The organism is Hyalangium minutum (genome assembly GCF_000737315.1).
GTDB classification, from domain to species: domain Bacteria; phylum Myxococcota; class Myxococcia; order Myxococcales; family Myxococcaceae; genus Hyalangium; species Hyalangium minutum.
Genome location: NZ_JMCB01000004.1, coordinates 460,966 through 479,947, shown reverse-complemented (window position 1 = coordinate 479,947; position 18,982 = coordinate 460,966). Strand labels below are relative to the sequence as shown.

Annotated in this window: 12 protein-coding genes; 6 read left to right on the top strand and 6 right to left on the bottom strand. The window is 65.3% G+C overall.

Going from position 1 to position 18,982, the window contains the following annotated elements:
- The first annotated feature begins 63 nt into the window (after window positions 1-63).
- Window positions 64-930 carry a carboxypeptidase-like regulatory domain-containing protein gene (locus tag DB31_RS13325; protein ID WP_157231957.1) on the top strand — a complete coding sequence of 289 codons (867 nt, stop codon included), beginning with the start codon at window positions 64-66 and terminating at the stop codon, window positions 928-930.
- A 94-nt stretch (window positions 931-1,024) separates the two neighbouring features.
- Here the strand turns inward: DB31_RS13325 and DB31_RS50470 are convergent, their stop codons facing one another.
- Window positions 1,025-4,468, bottom strand: coding sequence for a choice-of-anchor A family protein (locus tag DB31_RS50470; protein ID WP_240486676.1), 3,444 nt, complete (start codon window positions 4,466-4,468; stop codon window positions 1,025-1,027).
- An 82-nt stretch (window positions 4,469-4,550) separates the two neighbouring features.
- On the bottom strand, window positions 4,551-5,258 hold the full coding sequence (locus tag DB31_RS13315; RefSeq protein ID WP_044187039.1) for a TVP38/TMEM64 family protein: 708 nt from the start codon (window positions 5,256-5,258) through the stop codon (window positions 4,551-4,553).
- 207 nt (window positions 5,259-5,465) lie between these two features.
- On the opposite strand from DB31_RS13315, the gene DB31_RS13310 reads away from it, so the two are divergent.
- The 3 genes from DB31_RS13310 (at window position 5,466) to DB31_RS13300 (ending at window position 10,161) form a co-directional block, all read left to right on the top strand.
- Window positions 5,466-6,068 carry a hypothetical protein gene (locus DB31_RS13310; RefSeq protein WP_157231956.1) on the top strand — a complete coding sequence of 201 codons (603 nt, stop codon included), beginning with the start codon at window positions 5,466-5,468 and terminating at the stop codon, window positions 6,066-6,068.
- Between the two features lie 130 nt (window positions 6,069-6,198).
- Window positions 6,199-7,638: a hypothetical protein gene (locus DB31_RS13305; RefSeq protein WP_044187037.1), complete on the top strand. Its 1,440-nt coding sequence runs from the start codon at window positions 6,199-6,201 to the stop codon at window positions 7,636-7,638.
- An 18-nt stretch (window positions 7,639-7,656) separates the two neighbouring features.
- Window positions 7,657-10,161, top strand: coding sequence for a jacalin-like lectin (locus DB31_RS13300; RefSeq protein ID WP_044187034.1), 2,505 nt, complete (start codon window positions 7,657-7,659; stop codon window positions 10,159-10,161).
- A gap of 46 nt (window positions 10,162-10,207) precedes the next feature.
- Here the strand turns inward: DB31_RS13300 and DB31_RS13295 are convergent, their stop codons facing one another.
- Window positions 10,208-11,902, bottom strand: coding sequence for an AAA family ATPase (locus DB31_RS13295; protein ID WP_044187033.1), 1,695 nt, complete (start codon window positions 11,900-11,902; stop codon window positions 10,208-10,210).
- 68 nt (window positions 11,903-11,970) lie between these two features.
- Entirely contained in the window at window positions 11,971-12,744 is a 774-nt protein-coding gene (locus DB31_RS13290; protein WP_044187031.1) for an SDR family NAD(P)-dependent oxidoreductase, read from the bottom strand.
- 270 nt (window positions 12,745-13,014) lie between these two features.
- On the opposite strand from DB31_RS13290, the gene DB31_RS44760 reads away from it, so the two are divergent.
- The gene (locus tag DB31_RS44760; RefSeq protein WP_052419925.1) at window positions 13,015-15,372 is read left to right on the top strand and encodes a CBM96 family carbohydrate-binding protein; all 2,358 of its coding nucleotides are present in this window, start codon (window positions 13,015-13,017) and stop codon (window positions 15,370-15,372) included.
- Window positions 15,373-15,531: 159 nt separating this feature from the next.
- On the top strand, window positions 15,532-17,181 hold the full coding sequence (locus DB31_RS13280) for a S41 family peptidase (RefSeq protein WP_044187027.1): 1,650 nt from the start codon (window positions 15,532-15,534) through the stop codon (window positions 17,179-17,181).
- A 23-nt stretch (window positions 17,182-17,204) separates the two neighbouring features.
- Here DB31_RS13280 and DB31_RS13275 read toward each other — a convergent pair whose 3' ends face one another.
- Together DB31_RS13275 and DB31_RS13270 are read right to left on the bottom strand one after the other, a co-directional pair.
- Entirely contained in the window at window positions 17,205-18,308 is a 1,104-nt protein-coding gene (locus DB31_RS13275) for an aldo/keto reductase (protein WP_044187025.1), read from the bottom strand.
- 94 nt (window positions 18,309-18,402) lie between these two features.
- Window positions 18,403-18,939: a TetR/AcrR family transcriptional regulator gene (locus tag DB31_RS13270; protein WP_240486674.1), complete on the bottom strand. Its 537-nt coding sequence runs from the start codon at window positions 18,937-18,939 to the stop codon at window positions 18,403-18,405.
- Between the last annotated feature and the right edge of the window lie 43 nt (window positions 18,940-18,982).

The window sequence follows — 18,982 nt, the reverse complement described above, 5'->3', positions numbered from 1 at the left end:
GGGCGACCCAGATTCCGGCGATGCCCTCGTTCGTGAAAATCTCCTATCCTGAGCCCCATGCGCATGATGAAGCTCGTGAGGATCGCGGTCATCATGGCCGCAGTGGCTGCCGCCATCGGAGTCGGACTCGTGCTGAGGTCCACTTCCTCCTTCCGTTCCAGGGAGTTCCTCGGCGAGCCCGAGCCCATGCCGAGACCCACGTCTTTCCGTTCCGAGGAGTTCCTCATCTCCGGACGCCTACCCGAGGGGTGGAGCGCCGATGAGGCTCCGGGTCAGCTCGCGTTCTCGGTCTCACACGCGTACGAATCTGGGTGGTCGACGCGGGCCGCAGCGTGGGTGAGCGTCATTCTCGACGATCCGGACCGCACGCTCGATTCGTTCCGACACCCACCGCGTTCTTATGTACCGATGCCTGATGTGACCGACGTCACGATCGATACGCGACCCGCCTTGAGAGTGCAGATTGCGGCGCAGCGCACCTACTACGTGAAGAACCTCCGTGAGGAACTGCTCGTGATCAAGTTCGAGGAGCGGACTCCTGTCGAAGAGATCGACGAGTTCCTGTCGCACCTGCGCTTCTTCGCACCGCGTGCGCTCGCCCCCGATGCCCGGTTCAAGCTGCACGGCCAGGTGGGTCTGCTCACCGGCAACTGCATGCCGCCGATCAAGTGCAAGCCTCGCGGGATTCAGCGCGAGGTCATCGTTCGCGGGATCGGGCCAGACTTCCCCGAGGCTGAAATCGTTGCGCGAGCGATGTCCGATGAAAACGGAGCCTTCGCGTTCGAACTCCCGCCCGGTCGCTATCAACTCCTCGCGATCGCGGACGGAAATGAGTGGTGCTCGCCGAGGAAGTCGTGTGGAACGAGCGATGTGCGGATCATCGACCAGGATGTCGAGACGTCGGTGGTCATCGACGAAGCGAGCCACTGAGTGGAAGGAGTGCACATCCGGGGAACTCCTGGGGTGACGGGGAATGATGGGCACAGCGAAACGGATCACCCCAGGAGCGGCGCTCTCACCCTGGCTACGGAGAACTCACCGGAGCCGAGGGACACACGGTGCGGTCATACAGGACGTTGACGTGGCCCTCGGCGCTGCCTGTGAACGAGCGGGCGTAGATACCGCCATCGAAGCTCCCGTTGCTGAAGTCCACGGCCGCGTGGGGCGCGAGCACGGTTCCCCAGAAGCCGTAACCCTGAGCCGTGATCGCTGTGGCATCCACGAAGTGGAAGAGCACGCCGTGCTGGTCGATCCCGCCGCTGAACGAGTGCCCGAAGCCCGAGAACCGAGCCGACGCCCCTCGGATGTTGAGGATCGCCAGGGAGTTCGCGGGGGCTTGAACGGAGAGCAACACGGCCCCCGTGAAGGCGCTGGCATCCACGTCGAACACGTTCACGTTCGGATCTGTGCCGCTGAGCATGACCCCGCCCCAGCTCTCGCGAACCGTCGTGCCGTTGGCCGGCAGCGCGGCCAGCCGGGAGGACAGGTTGCGCAGCTGGGCTCCTCGGGCCGTGAAATCGATGGGCGTGCCCTGGGACACCGTCCCTCGGCTGAAGCTCACGGACGGATCGGCGGAGTAGCTGCCGCCATGCCATGCATCGCCCCAGACGCCACCGCGGGAGAGGCTCAGGTTGCCTCCCGCCACCAGGGTCTGGGCAATGGACGTGTCCGAGACTCCCGCGCCCACGGCGAAGTCGGTCATCGTGATGTGGCCACCAGCCGCCACCTTCCCCTGGACGTCGTGGCCGCCCGAGTAGTCCTCCAGCACGAAGAGGTTGAAGTCATTCAGCTGGACGTCGATGCACCCGGTGCCCCCGCCACCATCGTCCCCACCGCCGCCATCATCTCCGCCGCCGCCATCGTCCCCGCCGCCTCCGCACGTGAACGCGCAGCTGGCACTGTTGCCCGCAACATCTGTCGCGGTGCACGTTACCTGGCTCGCCGAGGTGGAGCACGTCACCGCCGGTGCAGCCCCACAGCTGTCCGTGGCCGTCACCCCCGTCACCGTTCCGCTCTCACCGGGGCAGGTCGGCACTGAGGCGGGGCAGTGAAGGACCGGAGCCGTGCCATCCAGGATCGTCACCTGGGCCGCACACGAGGAGGACAACCCCGTCGAGTCCGTGCACGTCAGTGTCACCCGCCGAGAGCCCACGCCGTAGGGGCCCGTGGGCGACTGCACGCACGTCACCGTGTCCCCGCTGTCCGGATCGAACGAGCCATCGTTGATAGAGGCACTCAAGGGGCCGCACGCCGGCCCCACGGACAGCGTCGCGCTGCGGCAGCGGGCCACGGGAGGGCGGTTGACGCAGTAGGCGCCGGAGCAGCTGGGCCCGTCCGCCGGATCATCCCAGATGAGCTGCTGGTAGCCCACGGCGGGCTCGGGCATGCCGTCGGTGAAGGCGAGCACCTCCACCGAGTTGCCACAGGCCTGCAGCGGCACGGTGAATGAGAAGGAGGGGTCGGTGCCGCAGGACTGGCACAGCACCACCTCGGGCCCACCGTTGAGCCGGTACCACACCCGATCCACCAGGGCCGGACCGCTCCGCACCACCCCTGTCACCGTGGCAGAGGAAGACTGTGCGCACCCGGGAAGAGGAGAGAGGGACACCGTGAGCGGAGGCACCACCTTGAGGCGCTGCCCGCAGCCCAGCTGCATGGAGATGGGCGCGAAGTTGGCGCTGTTCACCTGGCCGGCGGAGTTCACCATCTGGGCGCTCGGCGCCAGCGTGTAGGTGCCCTGCGGGATCGTCAGGTGCAGCGAGCCCTGAGGCGCGGCCGTCTCGTAGGTGAGTGGCGTTCCGCGGGAGGTGCCCTCGGCCGTGTAGGAAGCTGCCTGCCCCCGCCAGTCCGAGCCCGTGAACGAGCCCGTCACCGTGACGAGGGGTTGGAAGAAGCGGGACTGCGTGTTCCAGAACTCCAGATCGATCTCATTGAAGCAGTACTCGTGATCGACGCGGAAGCGGTCGCCCGCCGCCAGCTCCGCGCTGTTCTGCGCCTGCCGGAGCGTGAGTTCGCCATTCAGGTGGCGGGTGGGATCCGTGTCTCCCGCAGAGGAGCGGAAGCTCAGCAGGAGGGAGTCCTGCACCCACCGCGTCGGCAAGTCATAGGGGCTCAGCAGGACCTGCTCGTAGGCAGACACGAGCTGGCCGGTGGACGGATCGAAGCTCCCCCGGAACGCAGCGACATTGCTGTTCCCGGTACTTCCTTGGGTGTTGAGCAGGGTGCCGCAGGAGAAGCAGCCGGGATACCCTGGGGGGTCGGTGTCACTGATGCCGAAGTGCAGGGACTGCAGCGCGCTTCGGGCTCCCGGGTGCTGCGAGACGTAGGGATCCACCAGCCGGAGGGAGCCATAGACATACGCGGGATGCATGACGAAGGGGTAGCGCGTCTCGCCATCGATCACCCGCGTCACGGGAGTCGTCTGGTTTCCCACCACGTGGCCATCGTAAAGCGCAAACCCGGTGTACGCTTGTTGCGCGTCGAGGCCCGCCCCCAGATAGGCGATCGAGGCTTCGCTGTAAGTGCCCTCATTCAGGTTCGGGATGGTCCACCACGAGCTGGGATCGCTAATAGGGGCCAGTGGCGTGTCATCGATCATGAAGTTGTACCCAGCACCCAAGGCCCACGTGTATTGCCGGTTGGCGGTCTCGCCGACGATCTCCCAGGGGCCTGTGAGCGAGCCCTGCAAGGGCGGAGGTGGCGGGGGCGGCGGCGGGGGCGGCATGGGAAGGCAGAGGGTGCGGATCTCATCGCAGGCCACGCTCAGATCCGTGATCCCGGATGACCACCGGAGTCCCTCCTCCGCGAAGAGCCAATACCCGAACCACTGGGGCGGGTGAGACCCGGCCGGGAGATAAGCGATGAACGCATTGGCCTCGGGCTCCGGCTGGGTGTAGCCGGAGTAGCCGCCCAGCGACACGTGGTAGATGTTCCGGCGGGTCGTGCACGTCTCGTCCGTGCCTCCGATGAAGCGGATCACACCGATGCACTGCTCCAGGGTGACGACGGAAGGATCTGGCTGGAGGACCCGGTTCCGGACGTTCACCTGCGCGGGGGTGAAGCCCAGGCCCGAGTGGACGGCAGAGACGGAGTAATTCACGCCGGAGTCTCCTCCAGCGCCAGCCTCGACGAGCATCTCGAAGGTGTATTCCCAGGGATGGGTGAAGGCGACGCTGCTGGTCGAGGCGCTGTAGCCCGTCGGAGACAGGCTGGAGGCGGACACCGTGCCAGAGGTCCAGCCGTCCTCCTCCAGCAGCGTGAGGATGGCGGGGTTCTCGTTCGTGAAGCGAACCGTGCCCTGGATGCTGTTGGTGGTCAGCTCCACGCCCCCGCTCGAGAGCGGCTGCAGCGCGCGCTCGGCATCAGGCGCAGGGGAGCGGGTGGGGTCCTGATCCTCGACAGTGCTGCACGCCAGCCATCCCAACATTCCCAGGAGCGCGAGCCCATGGCCTCGATACGACCGCCTCATACGACCCCCTCATTTCTCGGGGAGTATGAATGGGTTCACCGGGAGAACCAAGCTGTACGGCCTGGGAAATTCGGGAAGGACTTCAGCTTCTGGCCCTCTCACTTGCGGAAGGGGCCGCTGCCGAGGCCTTGAGCCTCCGCGTGAGCAACATGCCCAGGGCTGGCACGCCGATGGCGCCGGCAAACGCGAGAAGAAACGAGCCCACATCCATCGCATAGGCCCCAATGGCCGAGTAGGCCGCCGCGACGCCCAGGTTCGACAGGGCACAGGCCACCAGGAAGCGCCGCAGCGGCATGCGGCGGAAGCCGGCGAGGATGACCGAGGCCTCCGCCAGCACGGGCACGGTCCGGAACACCACAAGCGTCCAGGTTCCATCTGCCCCGGCGACCGTGCCGCGAGAGGCCTGGCTTCCCACGAGCCGATGCAGCGCCGTGGCACTGGCTCCCTTGCCCAGGAAGTACCCCACCACGGTGCTCACCATCAGCCCGGCCCACGCCGCCCCCACTCCACCCCAGAACCCCAGCAGGCTCCCAGCCGCCGTGTTCACGATGCTGGACGGCACTGGCAGCACGATGTCCGCCGCCAGCAGGCCCCCGAGCACCCCGGCGATCACCCAGCGCGCATGGGGCTCGGCCAGAAATGCTTCGGTGGCCGCTGCGATGCGGTCCTCCCAGAGGAAGAAGGGGACCAGGATGGCCGCCAGCAACAGCACGCCCAGCACCGCCCAGCCCAGCACCCTGCGTCCCTGGGTGTCTGCCTCCAGGAGCCGCTCCTGCTCATGAGACATCATATCCATTGCCCTTGCACACTTAGTGGCCCACACCTCGGTTTGGCGGCATGCTGCGGCCACTCCGCCGCGGGAGGAACTTCTTTACTTTACCAGACCCAAGGCGTTCACCCCACAGCGTCCGTCGACTGAGGCGCGGAGTGGGCTGAGGAGCTAGACATGCCCAAAGATCAGAGGGGAAGCACTGTCGTACGACGTGAGGAGATGCGAATGCGTCTGCCGTACCGAAGGGTGGGAGCGAGGCTCGCCGGACTGACAGTGGCGTGCTGGCTGGGGACAAGTCCGGCCTGGGCCAGCGAGACAGAGGTGACCGCCCAAGCGGAAGGGCTGGCACCTGTCCGGGACTATGTGAACCTGCGGCTGGGAGCGAGCTCGGGCAGCAAGCGATTGGAGATGTGCCTCGAGCTCTCTCCACTGGAGGCCTTGTCCGTGGAGGCCTGTGGCACGGGCAGCGAGATCCTGCACCATGAGAACTCGCCCGAGCTGGCCCACTTCCGGGCCAAGTACACGCTGACCCAATGGAAGACCGAGGTGGGGTGGCTTCAGCCGCGCCTCGGGCTCGGCTTCACCGAGCTCCAGGTGGGCGCGGACGATGCGGGCTTCAAGTTCTTTGGCGTCGGTCCTCGTGGGGTGGAGACGGCGGGCCCCGAGGCCTCGCTCGGCATCCGAGGGCTCTATCCTCTGGGCTCCTACTTCGATCTGGTCGGGGAGCTGAGCTTCAGCATGGCCTGGCTCAAGTACGCGCCCCAACTGGTCACCCCCCAGTCCCAGCTCCAGCCCGCCGTGAGCTTCACGCTTGGCGGAGGTTTCTAGTCAGACTCCGCTCTCCTCCCGGGCGCCCGATCTTTTCCAGACGCAAAGTGTTCCTTCTTCACCGGGAGCAGTAGTCTCCGCCGGAAACGCCAAGATCCTCTCTTGGCGAACCCGGATCTAGGAGAACTGCGTGTCTGACAAACTGCTCATCAGGCTGGCCCTGTCATTCGGCGCCCTGGGGCTCATGGCCTGCCCCGCGACGCCTGTCATTGATTCCGCTGCCGAGGCCACGGTACAGCAAGCCGCGACCGCCTCCTGCCTGGCCGACGTGGCCTGGCTCAAGAACTCCACCCTGCCCTCCGAGGTGCCTGGAAACCAATCTCTCTGCAATTTCCAGCAGTTCATGTGGCAGAGCATGCTCGCGCTCGTCCAGCCGTCCGGCAGCGACCCCAACAAGCTGCAATTCGAGACGTGGATGCCTTCCTACGGCATCTTCATCAAGGATGGGACGCCGACCCCCTGGGGTCAGGAACCGCCCACCTCCTGTCCCACCAACCCGAAGGGCACCACCCCCACCGGCAAGACGCCCCGCCTCTACACCGACATCATCAAGCAGGCCGGCGCCGACCAGCCGCTGATCGATCTGAACGGCGAGTTTGTCTATTACAGCATGGTGGTGAACCAGAGCGTCTACAACATGATCACGTCCTGCCAGCTCTACAAGGCCAACTGCGCGGGTCCCCTCAAGCCCCTCAACCAGGGCATCAACCTGATCCAGAAGTATCCGAACCTGGCCTTCCCTGACACCGCGGTCGAGCTCAAGTCGAGCTGGATGGTGCTGAATGACACGGCTGCCGCCTCAGGCCTCTATTACGTGGTCCCCGGCCTGATCCAGTACAAGGACGGTCCTTGCCGTCAGGTCAACCTGGGGCTGGTCGGGATGCACATCGTGTCCAAGACCCCGAACTTCCCAGCGATGATCTGGGCCACGTTCGAGCACCGCAACAATGCGCCGGACTGCGCCAACACCTCGGCTGCGCCGCCGCTCGGGAGCGATTGGAACTTCTACAACCCGAAGTGCACCAACTGCACGACCAATACCTATAAGCCGGCCACTCCGGCCCAGGTGTGCCGCATGCACCCGCAGGGGGACTCGGCCACCGGCACCTTCCCCGAGGGGAACAACTGCCAGGTCAATCCCAACCAGTTCGCCTGCCAGACCAAGACCCGCCAGATGCTCGCGGAGAACACCGCGACGATCAACTCCATCAACAGCAGCGTCCAGGCGCTCATCCAGGCCAACCCCACCCTCATCAACAAGGTTTGGGCCAACTACGAGCTCGTTGGGAACGTGTGGACCGTCGGGGGGACCGTCCCGCCCTACCTGCAAGCGCAGCAGGGCTCGCTGTCCGCCGCCAATACCTCCATGGAGACCTTCGTTCAGAATGGCGTCGCGGCGGTGAGCAACCCCTACAACTGCTTGAGCTGCCACAACATGTCGGGCCCCACCAACAGCCAGAACCTGCCGCCCGTGGGCTTGAGCCACCTCTTCGATGAAGTCCAGATGCCGGGGGGCTGCAGTGACGGCTCCCTGCCCGCCGCCTGTAACTCCTACACCAACAGCCGCTAGCGCATTGATCAGACCGATATGAGCTACCTCGATCAACCTCGCATCAACTTCGCGGGTACATTCCAGGCTTCGCCCGCCACCATCAACAACACGCCCAACAACTACAACCCCGCGAACTACAACACGGACTCGCTCAAGCCCGAGAACATCGAGCTCTACTGGGAGCCCAAGGGCGACAGCATCTTCGACCTGATCAACTGCTCGGTGACCACCGTCGAGGCCCCCGGCGTCACGACGGATCCCCTCCAGGGCTCCACGGTGACGGCCTTGTACACCAGCTCCCCGCCGAAGCTGGTCGATCTGGATCCCATGCAGCAGAACGGCAGTGAGATCTGGGGCTTCACCGTCATGATCGGCGGCTTCGGCGGCGCCTACGTCCAGGGCGTGTTCTCGCCGGTCGCGTTCAATGGAATCTGGGGGAACTCGCAGGGGCCGAACACGCCGCGGAACTCCGCGAGTGGCTCCGCCGTGTACCTGTCGACGCTCACGAACCTGAAGTGGAACGTGGGCAACTCGCCGGTGCTGCAGGCGCTTCAGGCGAAGTCTCCCAACCGCCTGTCCATTCGCATGGTGGTGAGCGCCCACAACAACGCTCCCCAGCTCTACGCGTTCACCACCGCCACCTTCCAGACGATGCTGTCGAAGGGAACGCCTCAGAGTGTCCTGAACAAGATCGTAAGCCTTCAGAACTACGTCATGAACGTGGATGCCAATGGCAACCCGGTGGCTCCGGGGCGGGGCTACATCCCGACAGAGGCCTACGTGAGCAACCTGCTCGAGCAGCTGCTGGGGCAGAGCATGGCGCAACAATACGGTCCCGGGATCCTCGCGGTGGCCAAGCAGCCCTACCAGCCCTGGATCGACTACAACACGACCAAGCCTCTGCCCGAGCAACCGCTCTTCGACTTCAACTATGGCAAGATCGTGGGCTCCATCGGGCCGTGCCTGGATGACGAGCCCACCTACGCCGTGCCGGCGCGCACCCTGGCGCCTCCGGCGGGCTCCCAGTCCTATGCGTGGTGGGCCCAGGCCAAGCTCGATACGCAGAGCAAGACGCCCTCGTTGACCCTCGACCTGGCCAACTCTCTGCCAGTCCGGCTGCCGGGGCGCCCGCTGTGGCAGGAGAAGATCGGGACGTTGTCGCTCGCCTATTACACCGGTACTGGGAGCAACAAGACGTACACGACCTTCGTGCCCTCGATCGATTACTCCAACCCGGCGTTCATCAATCAGCAATCTGGAATGCTGGTGGTCACGAACTTCGGCTCCACCACACCCCAGAACCTCGCGAACCTGCCGATCGCCCTCCAGAGCACGACCACGGTCAACGGCAAGCAGGTGACCCAGACGCTGCTGGAGGAGAACTCCCAGGGCCTGAGCATGCGGGCGAACCAGTTCATCTTCCGGATGAACCCGGGCCTGAAGACGACACCCGAGTTCCCGCTCGGCGAGACGAACACGGTGGACATCTACGTGCGCAAGTTCGGCCGGGTCGAGGGGACGGAGCAGTGGAAGATCGCCTTGAGCACCATGACCCCGGCCCAGGCGTCCAGCTACACCCTGGGCACCCTGGGGACGTCGGGCACGAATGGCATCAACTCGGGGAATATCTCGACGCCCGAGGGCGCGCTGGTGCTCTCCTCCAACCAATTGAGCATCACTGCAGGCAAGGCCTCGCTCACCATCACCGGCAAGGATCCTGGCAATCCCCGCGGCTACGTCGACGGGCAGGTCTACTTCACCCAGTACACCTTCAGCCCCTCGGTCGCGGACTACAACCCAGATCCCAACGACCTGCTGAGTGCTCAGATCTACCAGGCGAATCCGATCACGGGCACGCCCACATGGGTCAATGGCATCGGCGAGATCCTGCGGCAATACGGCATGCTCTATCCGATCATGGGCCGCTTCCAGTTGTGGACCTATGACGGGGTGGTAGAGAACCGCGAGAAGATTCAGCGCGTGCTCTCCCTGGACATCAGCCTGCCGCTGCACATGCCGGTGAGCCGTGATCTGTCGACGATCAAGTGCAACCTCATCCAGGGCTGGTTCAACGCGGGCATGCCCTATGATCTCCTGGGGCCCGCGGGAGGACCGGGGGCGAGCTGGAACAACCTGCCCACGGTGCTCGGGTGGGGACCGATGACGGGCCTCGTGGTGCGATCCGGCGACATCATCGACGCCATTCAGCCCCTCTATGGCTCCAACTCGGCGCCCATTCAGGGAGGTCCTGGCGGAACCCCGTCGACGATCACCCTCAACAGCGGCGACGCGATCGTGTCGATGACGGGGTACACGGGCACGTACTTCGGCATGCAGCAGATCGCGCAGGTGACGTTCCGGACCGCGCAGGGGCAGACGTATGGCCCCTTCGGGACCATGGCCAACGTGTGGAGCGCGCAGCCCTTCCAGCTCAGCGCGCCCTCGGGCAGTGCGATCGGGTCATTCTTCGGTACGACGGTCACGCACTCGGGCGGGACCACGTTCGTTGCCTCGCTGGGGGGTAACCTGCGGCCGCTGTAGAAGGCCGGTCGGTGAGGCGGGGGGCCGGTGCTCAGCCGTCCCCCCGCTAGACCGTGCTGTAGAGTACGCCGGTGGGGCTCAAGCCTCCGTATCGACATGTGACGCAATCGATGCCGGCCGCCACCATCTTGCGGCGCATTCCCTCGGCGAGCGCCTTGTCGCGGGTAGCAAGAATGACTTGGTATTTTCGCTCCCGCACCAACTCGCGGACGACTTCAACGAATGCAGCGGGATGAATGGGGCCGTGCGGCTGGAGCGGCTCATCGAGCAGCAGCGCCGGCCACCGGCTCCGCGGGTATGCAGTGCTCATGCTCACACCCCCCTTGGCCAAAGAGGCGCGCAGACGTTCCTCCACAGCGTCAACAGAGGGTGGAGATTCTTCGCCTTCTCGCTCCCAAGCGAGCCATGCCTCCGCCAGACGCTCGTGCTGGGCACGAAGTTCTTGAAGCTTCGACTCCTGCTCAGCCAGCGTGTTGCGCTGATTGGACAAGGCCTTCTGAATCAGCTGGCGCTCATGAGGTCCCAGCTGCTCTACAGCTCCCCTGGCCGCGTCAAGGGCTCTGGCCTCATCCGCAGAAAGCGTTCCCAGTGCGGACAACAGCTCTGGGTGCTTCTGCAATACAGCTTGCTCAACAAGAAGTTCTTGCTCTGCGCGAGCAACGATTTCGTGGGTCTCCTTGATGGTCGCGGACAGCTCCTCGATCCGTGCCTTCATGCCGGCCTGGCGGTCGGTGAGGCCCTCGAGGTCAGGCAGTTGATCTCTCGTTGAGTAAGCGCTCTCGAGCTCCAGCTGAGTCTTGCGACTGAGCTCTGCGAGATGTGCCGGTATCTGTTCCCTGGCCACACCTGTCAAAATGGGGGATGACTGGATGGCCTCCTGGCGCGACTGATCCGCGTCAGATTGCTGACATCTCTCGATCTCCTGCTTCGTCAGAAGCAGGCCGCGAATCTGGTTGTCCAGCTCGGTGATTCGCTGGATGTTCTTCGTGGTATCGCGAACGTAGGACTGAAGCATCCACAATTCATGTGTGTGGCGATCGTTCTGGCCCACAAGCAACGATTTCTGCATCATCCCCTCCGCGACTTTTTGACGGACGCCCATCAATCGGAGAATCAAGGGGATCGCTGCTTCAGAAAGGGCCTGCTGCCGCTCCATGAGGACAGTTGCCCCCTTCTTGAAGGTTTGCGCGAGGCGGTCGAGCAGCACGCCAGGAGGCGGCGCACCTTCCAACGAGAGCTCAACTCCCGCGATGGCCTTCAACGCAGCGGCAATGGCGATAACTCTCTCTGTCATCGCTTTCGCAGTAAAAGCTTGAGTGTTTTCTGCTCCCAGTGCGTCCATCAGCTGTTGTTGAGACGGGGCCGAAATCTCAGCAAACCGGTCGCGACTCTCTTGCTCACGACCAGCGCTCCGCTCGATGCGGTGGCTCTCCGCTTCGCTGTTCACGAACTCCAGAGAAACCCGGTACTGTGCGACAGGCACATCCCCCACTCTCCTGGCGAGGAGGCCGTGGTGTTTCCCTCGATCAAGCACGCCCTGTGTGAGTAATTCGAGCCGGCGAACTCTGCCAGTGAGCGCCCATTCGATGGCTTCGAAGAAGGTACTTTTTCCAGCCCCATCAGGGCCGGTCAAAATCGTCACACCTGGGCCTGGCAGGGCGAGCGAGAAATTGTCCCCGTATGCGCGGAAGTTGGAGATCTCGATGCGCCGGAGATAGAGCGTAGTCACTGCTTGATCCATGGGCAAGTGCTGAGATCCTCCTCCACCCACCGGCGCGGTCCAAACCCTTTTTGCTCGCCCCATGCGACTCAGGGCAGGCTGGAGGACCAGCCACCGTCCACGGTGTAGGCACCGCCGGTGCAGTAGCTGCTCTCCTCGCTGGCGAGGAAGAGGTTCATCCGGGCGACCTCCTCGTTGGAGGCGAAGCGCTTGAGGGGCACGCGCCCGGCGACCGCGGCCCGGATCGCGGCCTCGTTGCCAGCTCCCAGCATCCGCTCCACGTTGGTCATCATGTCGTTGTCGACGGGGCCCGGGCACACGGCGTTGACCCGGATGCGGTGGGGCGCGCCGTCGATCGCGCTTGCGCGCGCGATCCCTACGACGGCGTGCTTGCTGGCCACGTACGGAGAGGAGACCTGCATCCCCCCGAGGCCCCCCGCCGAGGAGGTGAGGATGATGCTCCCGCCGCCGCGCTTCTGCAGTTCGGGGAACGCGTACTTGACGGCCAGCCACGTCCCACGCACGTTGATCGCCATCACCGAGTCGAAGGCCTCCACGGAGATGTCGGAGACGGGGGCGAACTCCCCCTGGATTCCCGCGTTGCTCACCAGGATGTCGAGCCCGCCGTGGCGCTTCACTGCCTCACGGAGGTAGCGCTGGGTGTCCTCGACCTGGGAGACATCCGCCACGGTGTAGCTGACGTTCTCGTGGTTGATCGCCTGCACCGTCTTGCGGAGCTTCTCCTCGTTTCGGCCCACCACCACCACCCGGGCGCCCTCCTGGACGAAGAGCGCGGCCGTCGCCGCTCCGATACCACTGCCGCCGCCGGTGATGACCGCGACCTTCTCCTGCAACCGGTTCATGATGAGCTCCCACTCGAGATCGGCTGGTGCTCCAGCCGCCGCGAATCCTACCCTCTGAGACCTGACAGCGGTGTCCTCAGGGCGCGCCCGAGCACGTGCCAGTTCTGGCACGTTCCTCCTCGGAGGCCGCCACCTCCAGGTGTCCTGTGGCGCGCAAGCCCTGGAGATAACAGGGCATTCACCACGTTCCACGTCCTGGCCCCTGGGTTGCTCAAGGAGTCCTTGCCGCGCCGGCAAGAACCGGCGCGCGCGAACCCCGAGAGCCAGCACATGCACCGAACTCCTCAGTGGAAGCATTCCCTCCGTCGTCTCCTCCTCACGCCCCTCCTGCTGGGGCTCTTCCCGGGCTGTGACGCCGGTGAAGAGCGGCCCGAGCAGGCCACGCGTCCTCCCCCGGCCCAGTCCGCGCTCCTCACCACCGCACCCACGCCGATGCAGGTGGTCCTCGATGCCGAGGCGGACACGATGGTCTCATCGCTCCTGCCGGGAACGAACTACGGCACGTTGACGGGCCTGACTGTCGACCGCTACAGCGAGACCTACCTGCGCTTCAACCTCAGCAGCATTCCGGCGGGGGCTCGCATCGCCTCAGTCATGCTGCAGGCCCAGGCCTACAGCGGCGAGTCCCCCGGTGGCGACGGCAGCGTCTACACGCACCTGGTGCCGGATGACTCCTGGAGCGAGACCGGCATGCATTGGTACAACAAGCCCGCCGTGTCAGGGAGTGACCTGGGCTCCTGGTGGCTGTGGTACTCCACCAGCGCCACCAAGCCCTTGCAGGTCGGCCTCAACTACAGCCCCAAGCTGAAGGCACCGGTACAGCAGGCGGTGGACTCGGATGGGAAGATCTCCTTCCGGCTGAGGTCTCCGGGCTACAAGACGGTGTACCGCTCCCGCGAATACTCCGTCGCCAGCGAGCGGCCCAAGCTCATCATCAGCTACTTCGAGGCCTCGGATCCCCAGGTGACGGCGGATCTCCAGGTGGTGGACCTCTCCCCCGCGGCGGATGCGCAGGTGTTGGCAGCCAGCCCCAACTCGAACTACGGCACGTCATCGATCCTGACCGTCGACCGGAGCGAGGCGGAGACCTTCTTGCGGTTCAACCTGAGCGGCATCCCCACCAACGCGAAGGTGGCCTCCGTCGTCTTGGTGACCACGTCCTATGACGGCTACGCCTACGACGGCGCTGACGGCAACGTCTATACCCACCTGGTCCCCAACGACACCTGGAGTGAAACCGGCATCACCTGGAATACCAAGCCCGCCGTCAAGGGCAGCGACCTCGGCTCCTGGCTGCTGTGGAACCGCAACGGCCAGTACACCACGCAGATGGGCATCAACTCGAACCCCAAGCTGGTGACCGCCGTGCAGCAGGAGCTCGGCTTGGACGGGGTGATCTCCCTCCGGCTCAACTCCCCCGGATACCGGACGCTGTACCGCTCGCGTGAGTACACGAACACGGCCGTCAGCTGGCCGCATCTCCTCGTCTACTACTTCATTCCGCCTCCGCCCCCGCCGTGCCCCGTGTCCAACGCCCCCGCGCCCACGCAGGTGGTCCTCGAGCCCGAGGCAGACGCGTATGTCTCGGCGCTCAACCCTGGAACGAACCTTGGCACGGCAGGCAACCTGATCGTCAGCCCGGGCGAGGAGGAGACCTACCTGCGCTTCAACCTCAGCAGCATTCCGGCGGGGGCTCGCATCGCCTCGGTCATGCTGCAGACCCAGGCCTACGGCGGCTATGCCTACGGCGGCGACGGCAGTGTCTATACGTACCTGGTGCCGGACGACTCCTGGAGCGAGACCGGCATCACCTGGAACACCAAGCCCGCGGCGTCAGGAAATGACCTGGGCTCCTGGTGGCTGTGGTACGGCAATGCCGCTCCCTTGCAGGTGGGGCTCAACTACGACCCGAAGCTGAAGGCTCCGGTGCAGCAGGCGCTGGACTCGGATCAGCGGATCTCCTTCCGGCTGGCGTCATCCGGCTACAAGACGGTGTACCGCTCCCGCGAATACTCCGTGGCCAACGAGCGGCCCAAGCTCATCATCAGCTACTTCGACGCCACGAATCCCCAGGTGACGGCGGACCTTCAGGCAGTGGCCCTCTTTCCCTCGGCGGATGCGCAGGTGCTGGCCAGCAACCCCAACTCCAACTACGGCACGTCATCGATCCTGACCGTCGACCGGAGCGAGGCGGAGACCTTCCTCCGGTTCAGCCTCGCCAGCATCCCTGCCAACGCCCAGGTGGCCTCCGTCGTCCTGGTGAGCACGTCCCATGACGGCACCGCCTACGATGGCGCCGACGGCAACGTCTACACGGACCTGGTCTCCGACGACACCTGGAGCGAGACCGCCATCACCTGGAACACCAAGCCCGCCAGCAATCAGTGTGATCTCGGCTCCTGGCTGTTGTGGAACCGCGATGGCCAGTACGCCACGCAGGTGGGCATCAACTCGAGCCCCAAGCTGGTGGCCCCCGTGCAGCAGGCGCTGGGCTCGGACGGGTTGATCACCCTCCGGCTCAACTCCCCTGGGTACCGGACGCTGTACCACTCGCGTGAGTACACGGAGACCACCGCCCGTTGGCCGCAGCTGCTCGTCTATTACACCCTCCCCTCCTCCGTGCACTGAAGCGGTAAGACGGGCACGATGAGGTAGCCCTTCACGAGCCGAGGAACCGGCAGCCAGGGCCTGGACCTGAGCTGCCGGTTCCCGGTGCGGGGCGAGAACACGAGCGCGGGCTCTTGCTATAAGCGCTCTGTCCCGCCTCGCCCCCTCGGAGACTCGCGCATGCCCAGGCTCTCTCGTTTCCTCCGCCTCGTGCTGAAGGGGCTTGCCGGGTTGTTCCTGGCACTGATGGTGCTCCTCGTTGCCGGGTACTTTTGGCTCAAGCACTCGGCGCGGCCGTCGGAGCTGATTGGCCTCACGGTCCCCCAGGATCAGCGCGAGAAAGAGACTGCGCGCTTGCAGAAGCTAGGCCTTCGTGTGCCACCCGAGGGCGTCGTGCTGGAGCATCCCTTCGACCCACCGTGGACCTCGCGCTCGATGGTGGTTCCCTCCCGGTGGCTGCTCCAGCCCGGGGTGAGGATCCTCCTCTCGCGTGACATGGAGCTCCGGCCGGCGGATGTGCTCGCCGACCTGGACCTGCTCGAGACCGTGATGTCTCGCGCGTATGGCGGCTGGGTCTCCGCCGAGGAGCAAGGATGGGATTGGAAGGCGTGGTTCGCCGGGTGGCGTCAGAAGTTGCGCGACGCGGGAGACCGTCCCCTCTCCATCGACGAAGCCTTTCAGCCCATGGACGCGCTCTACGCCGTCCGCCTGGACAACCATACCCAGGTGCCGCTGCAGCGCATGGAGACGGGGAGCGTGTCGCAATCCGCGGTGCTCGCTCGCGCCCCCCAAGGCACATGCACGCGGGTGCGCAACCGCCAGGGGGTGGAGTTTGCCCTCAACCCGAAGGATGCGGGCCAGCAGCCACGCAAGGCCCTGTCACCGGATCCGGGCCTCACCCGCTTGGAGGACATCCAGTATCTGTCCGTGCCCAGCGCGCGCGGCGAGCTGGCGGCGGTGGAGTGCTCCGGGGAGTGGATTGAGCTGTCCCCGGTAGGAGGGCCCCGGGATTCGTCCCTGAAGGCGATGCTGTTCTCGCGGCTCTTCGTTCCCTCAGACAAGCCCGAGGTGCGGCGGCTCTCACCCGAGGCCGTCTACGCCCGCATCCCCGGCATGTACCCGGAGCTCTACCAGGGGATCGAGCAGAAGCGCGCCACCTGGCCGCAGCCGACGGGGCAAGAGCGGGTGCTGATCGTGGATCTGCGCGGCAATTCCGGCGGCTCGTCCGATTACGGCTGGCAGGTCCTCCAGGGCTGGGTGGATCCCCAGCGCGCGGTGACGATGGAGAGGCTGGGGCACACACTGTCGGCGTCGTGCTTCTACGCGTCGCTCAAATGGAACTTCTCCTCCGTGTTCATGGGAGGCCTGCAGCCGCCCCTGGATGAGGCCGATCACAAGGACTTGCAGGAGGGGATTGAGCTGCTCGAGGCCTCGTATCCCGAAGAATGCCCGCGGGAGGACACCGAGACGCCGCCTCAATGGACCTGGAAGGATCATCAGTTCCAGCGAGCCATCTCCGGCATGCGCATCATCACCCTGGTGGACAACAGCTGCGGCTCGGACTGCGAGCTGCTGACCCTGCAGCTGGGCTCGCTGCCGGAGACGGTGGTGGTGGGCCGAAATACCGGCGGCGTCTGCCAGTTCATCCAGCCCGGCTACGGGATCCTGCCTCACACGCGGCTGCCGTTTCGCATCGCCCTGGGGGAGAGCAATCCCTATGGCGACCATCGCTCCGTGGACGGCTATGGCCTGGACGTGGATGTGCTGCTGCGAGGCGGCGAGGACTGGACGCCCGAGCGCGTCGCACGGCTGGCGGAGCTTCTTCGGTAGCCAGCGTGCGCACGCCGTGATGGCTATGCCTTCTTGCTCCACACCGCAGGCGCGTAGCCGGGCGGCTTGTCCCCCACGGAGGAGCCGGTGTTCAAGATCCACGCCTGATACGCATCGGTGAACATGCCGTACGGGAAGGGCGGCGGCTGCGCACTGGCCTCGTTGAGCTGCTGGCGCAGCTCGGCTGGGAGCTCGAAGTCGAGCGCGGCGAGATTGTCCTCGAGCTGGCTGGGCCGGGTCGCACCGATGATGACCGAGCCGACTCCCGGCTGCGTGGCGGTCCAATTCAGCGCCACTTGCGCCATGCTCCGGCCGATGGCCTTGGCCACCTTCTCGAGCGCCGCGACCACTCGCCAGTTCTGCTCGGTGAACTTCCCCGCGCTCTTGCCCGTGGGACTCCGGGTGAGCCGGCCGTCACCCGTGCCGCCCTCCTCGCCCGGCCTGTATTTCCCTGAGAGCAGTCCTCCGCCGAGCGGGCTCCAGGCGGTGATGCCCATCCCCAACGTCTGCGCCAGGGGCACGAACTCGTGCTCGATGCTCCGCTCGACCAGGGAGTATTGCAGCTGCAGGCTGATGAGCGGCGTCAGCGCGTGCGCCTCGGCATAGGTCTGCGCTCGCGCCGCGTACCACCCTGGGACATCGGACAGCCCTGCGTAGCGAATCTTCCCGGCTCGCACGAGATCATCGAACGTGCGCATCACCTCCTCGGCGGGGGTGATTCGATCCCACGTGTGCAGCAGATAGAGATCGATGTAATCGGTTCGCAGCCGGCGCAGCGAGGCGTCCACCGCGCGCATCATGTTCTTGCGGCCGTTGCCGCCTGCGTTCGGGTTGCCTGCTTCAACGTTGTTGCTGAACTTGCTGGTCACGACGACGCGATCCCTCACGCCCGCCTCGGCGATGAACTTGCCGAGCATCTTCTCGCTCGTGCCCTGGGTGTAGAAGTCGGCCGTGTCGATGAAGTTGCCGCCGGCGGCGAGGTAGCGATCGAAGATGGCCCGAGCGGTCTCCTCGGAGGATCCCCACGAGCCGAACATGCCATCCGTCCCGAAGGTCATGGCACCGAGGGAGAGGCGACTGACCCGGAGGCCCGAGCGGCCCAGCAGATAGTATTGATCGAGAGACATACCTTCACTCCTTGTTGCTGCGCTGTTTTTCTGGACCACTCCATCCAAAACAAGTCGTAAAAAAAGAGCGCGCGGTTCCGCGCACTCTCGTGAGCTAGAGAGCCCTCAGCCCTGCCATCGTGAAGGTGGCAATATCGCGAAGGGCCTCAGGCGTAGCCCCCGCTTTCGCGGTGACTCGCAAGCCCTGGAGCGCGGCCAGGAGAAAGCGTCCCCCCTTCTTCTCGTCCACCGAAGGGCTGAGCTCCCCTTGTCGCTTGGCTTCGCGCAAGATCTGCTCGAACGCGGTCTCGCACAGCAACCCCGTGGCTCGGATGATCGACGCCACCTCAGGGTCCTTCTGCGCGAGCTCCGCAGTCGCGTTCACGCCCATACACCCACGAGCGCGCTCTCCAGGAGTCTGATGGGCGATGGCCATCAGGACTTTCTCGAGCGCCATCAGCGGCGAGGCGCCGGCATGAAGGCGCTCGATCAGCCCGGCGCCACTCTCCGCGTTGTAGCGCTGGAGCGCTTCCAGGAAGAGCCGATGCTTGTCGCCGAACGTGTCGTACATGCTCTGGCGCCCAATGCCCATCGCGCGCACCAGGTCGTCCGTGGAGGTCGCCTCATAGCCCTTGTCCCAGAAGACGGCCATGGCCCGCTTCAGAGCCTCATCTCGGTCGAATGCCTTCGGGCGC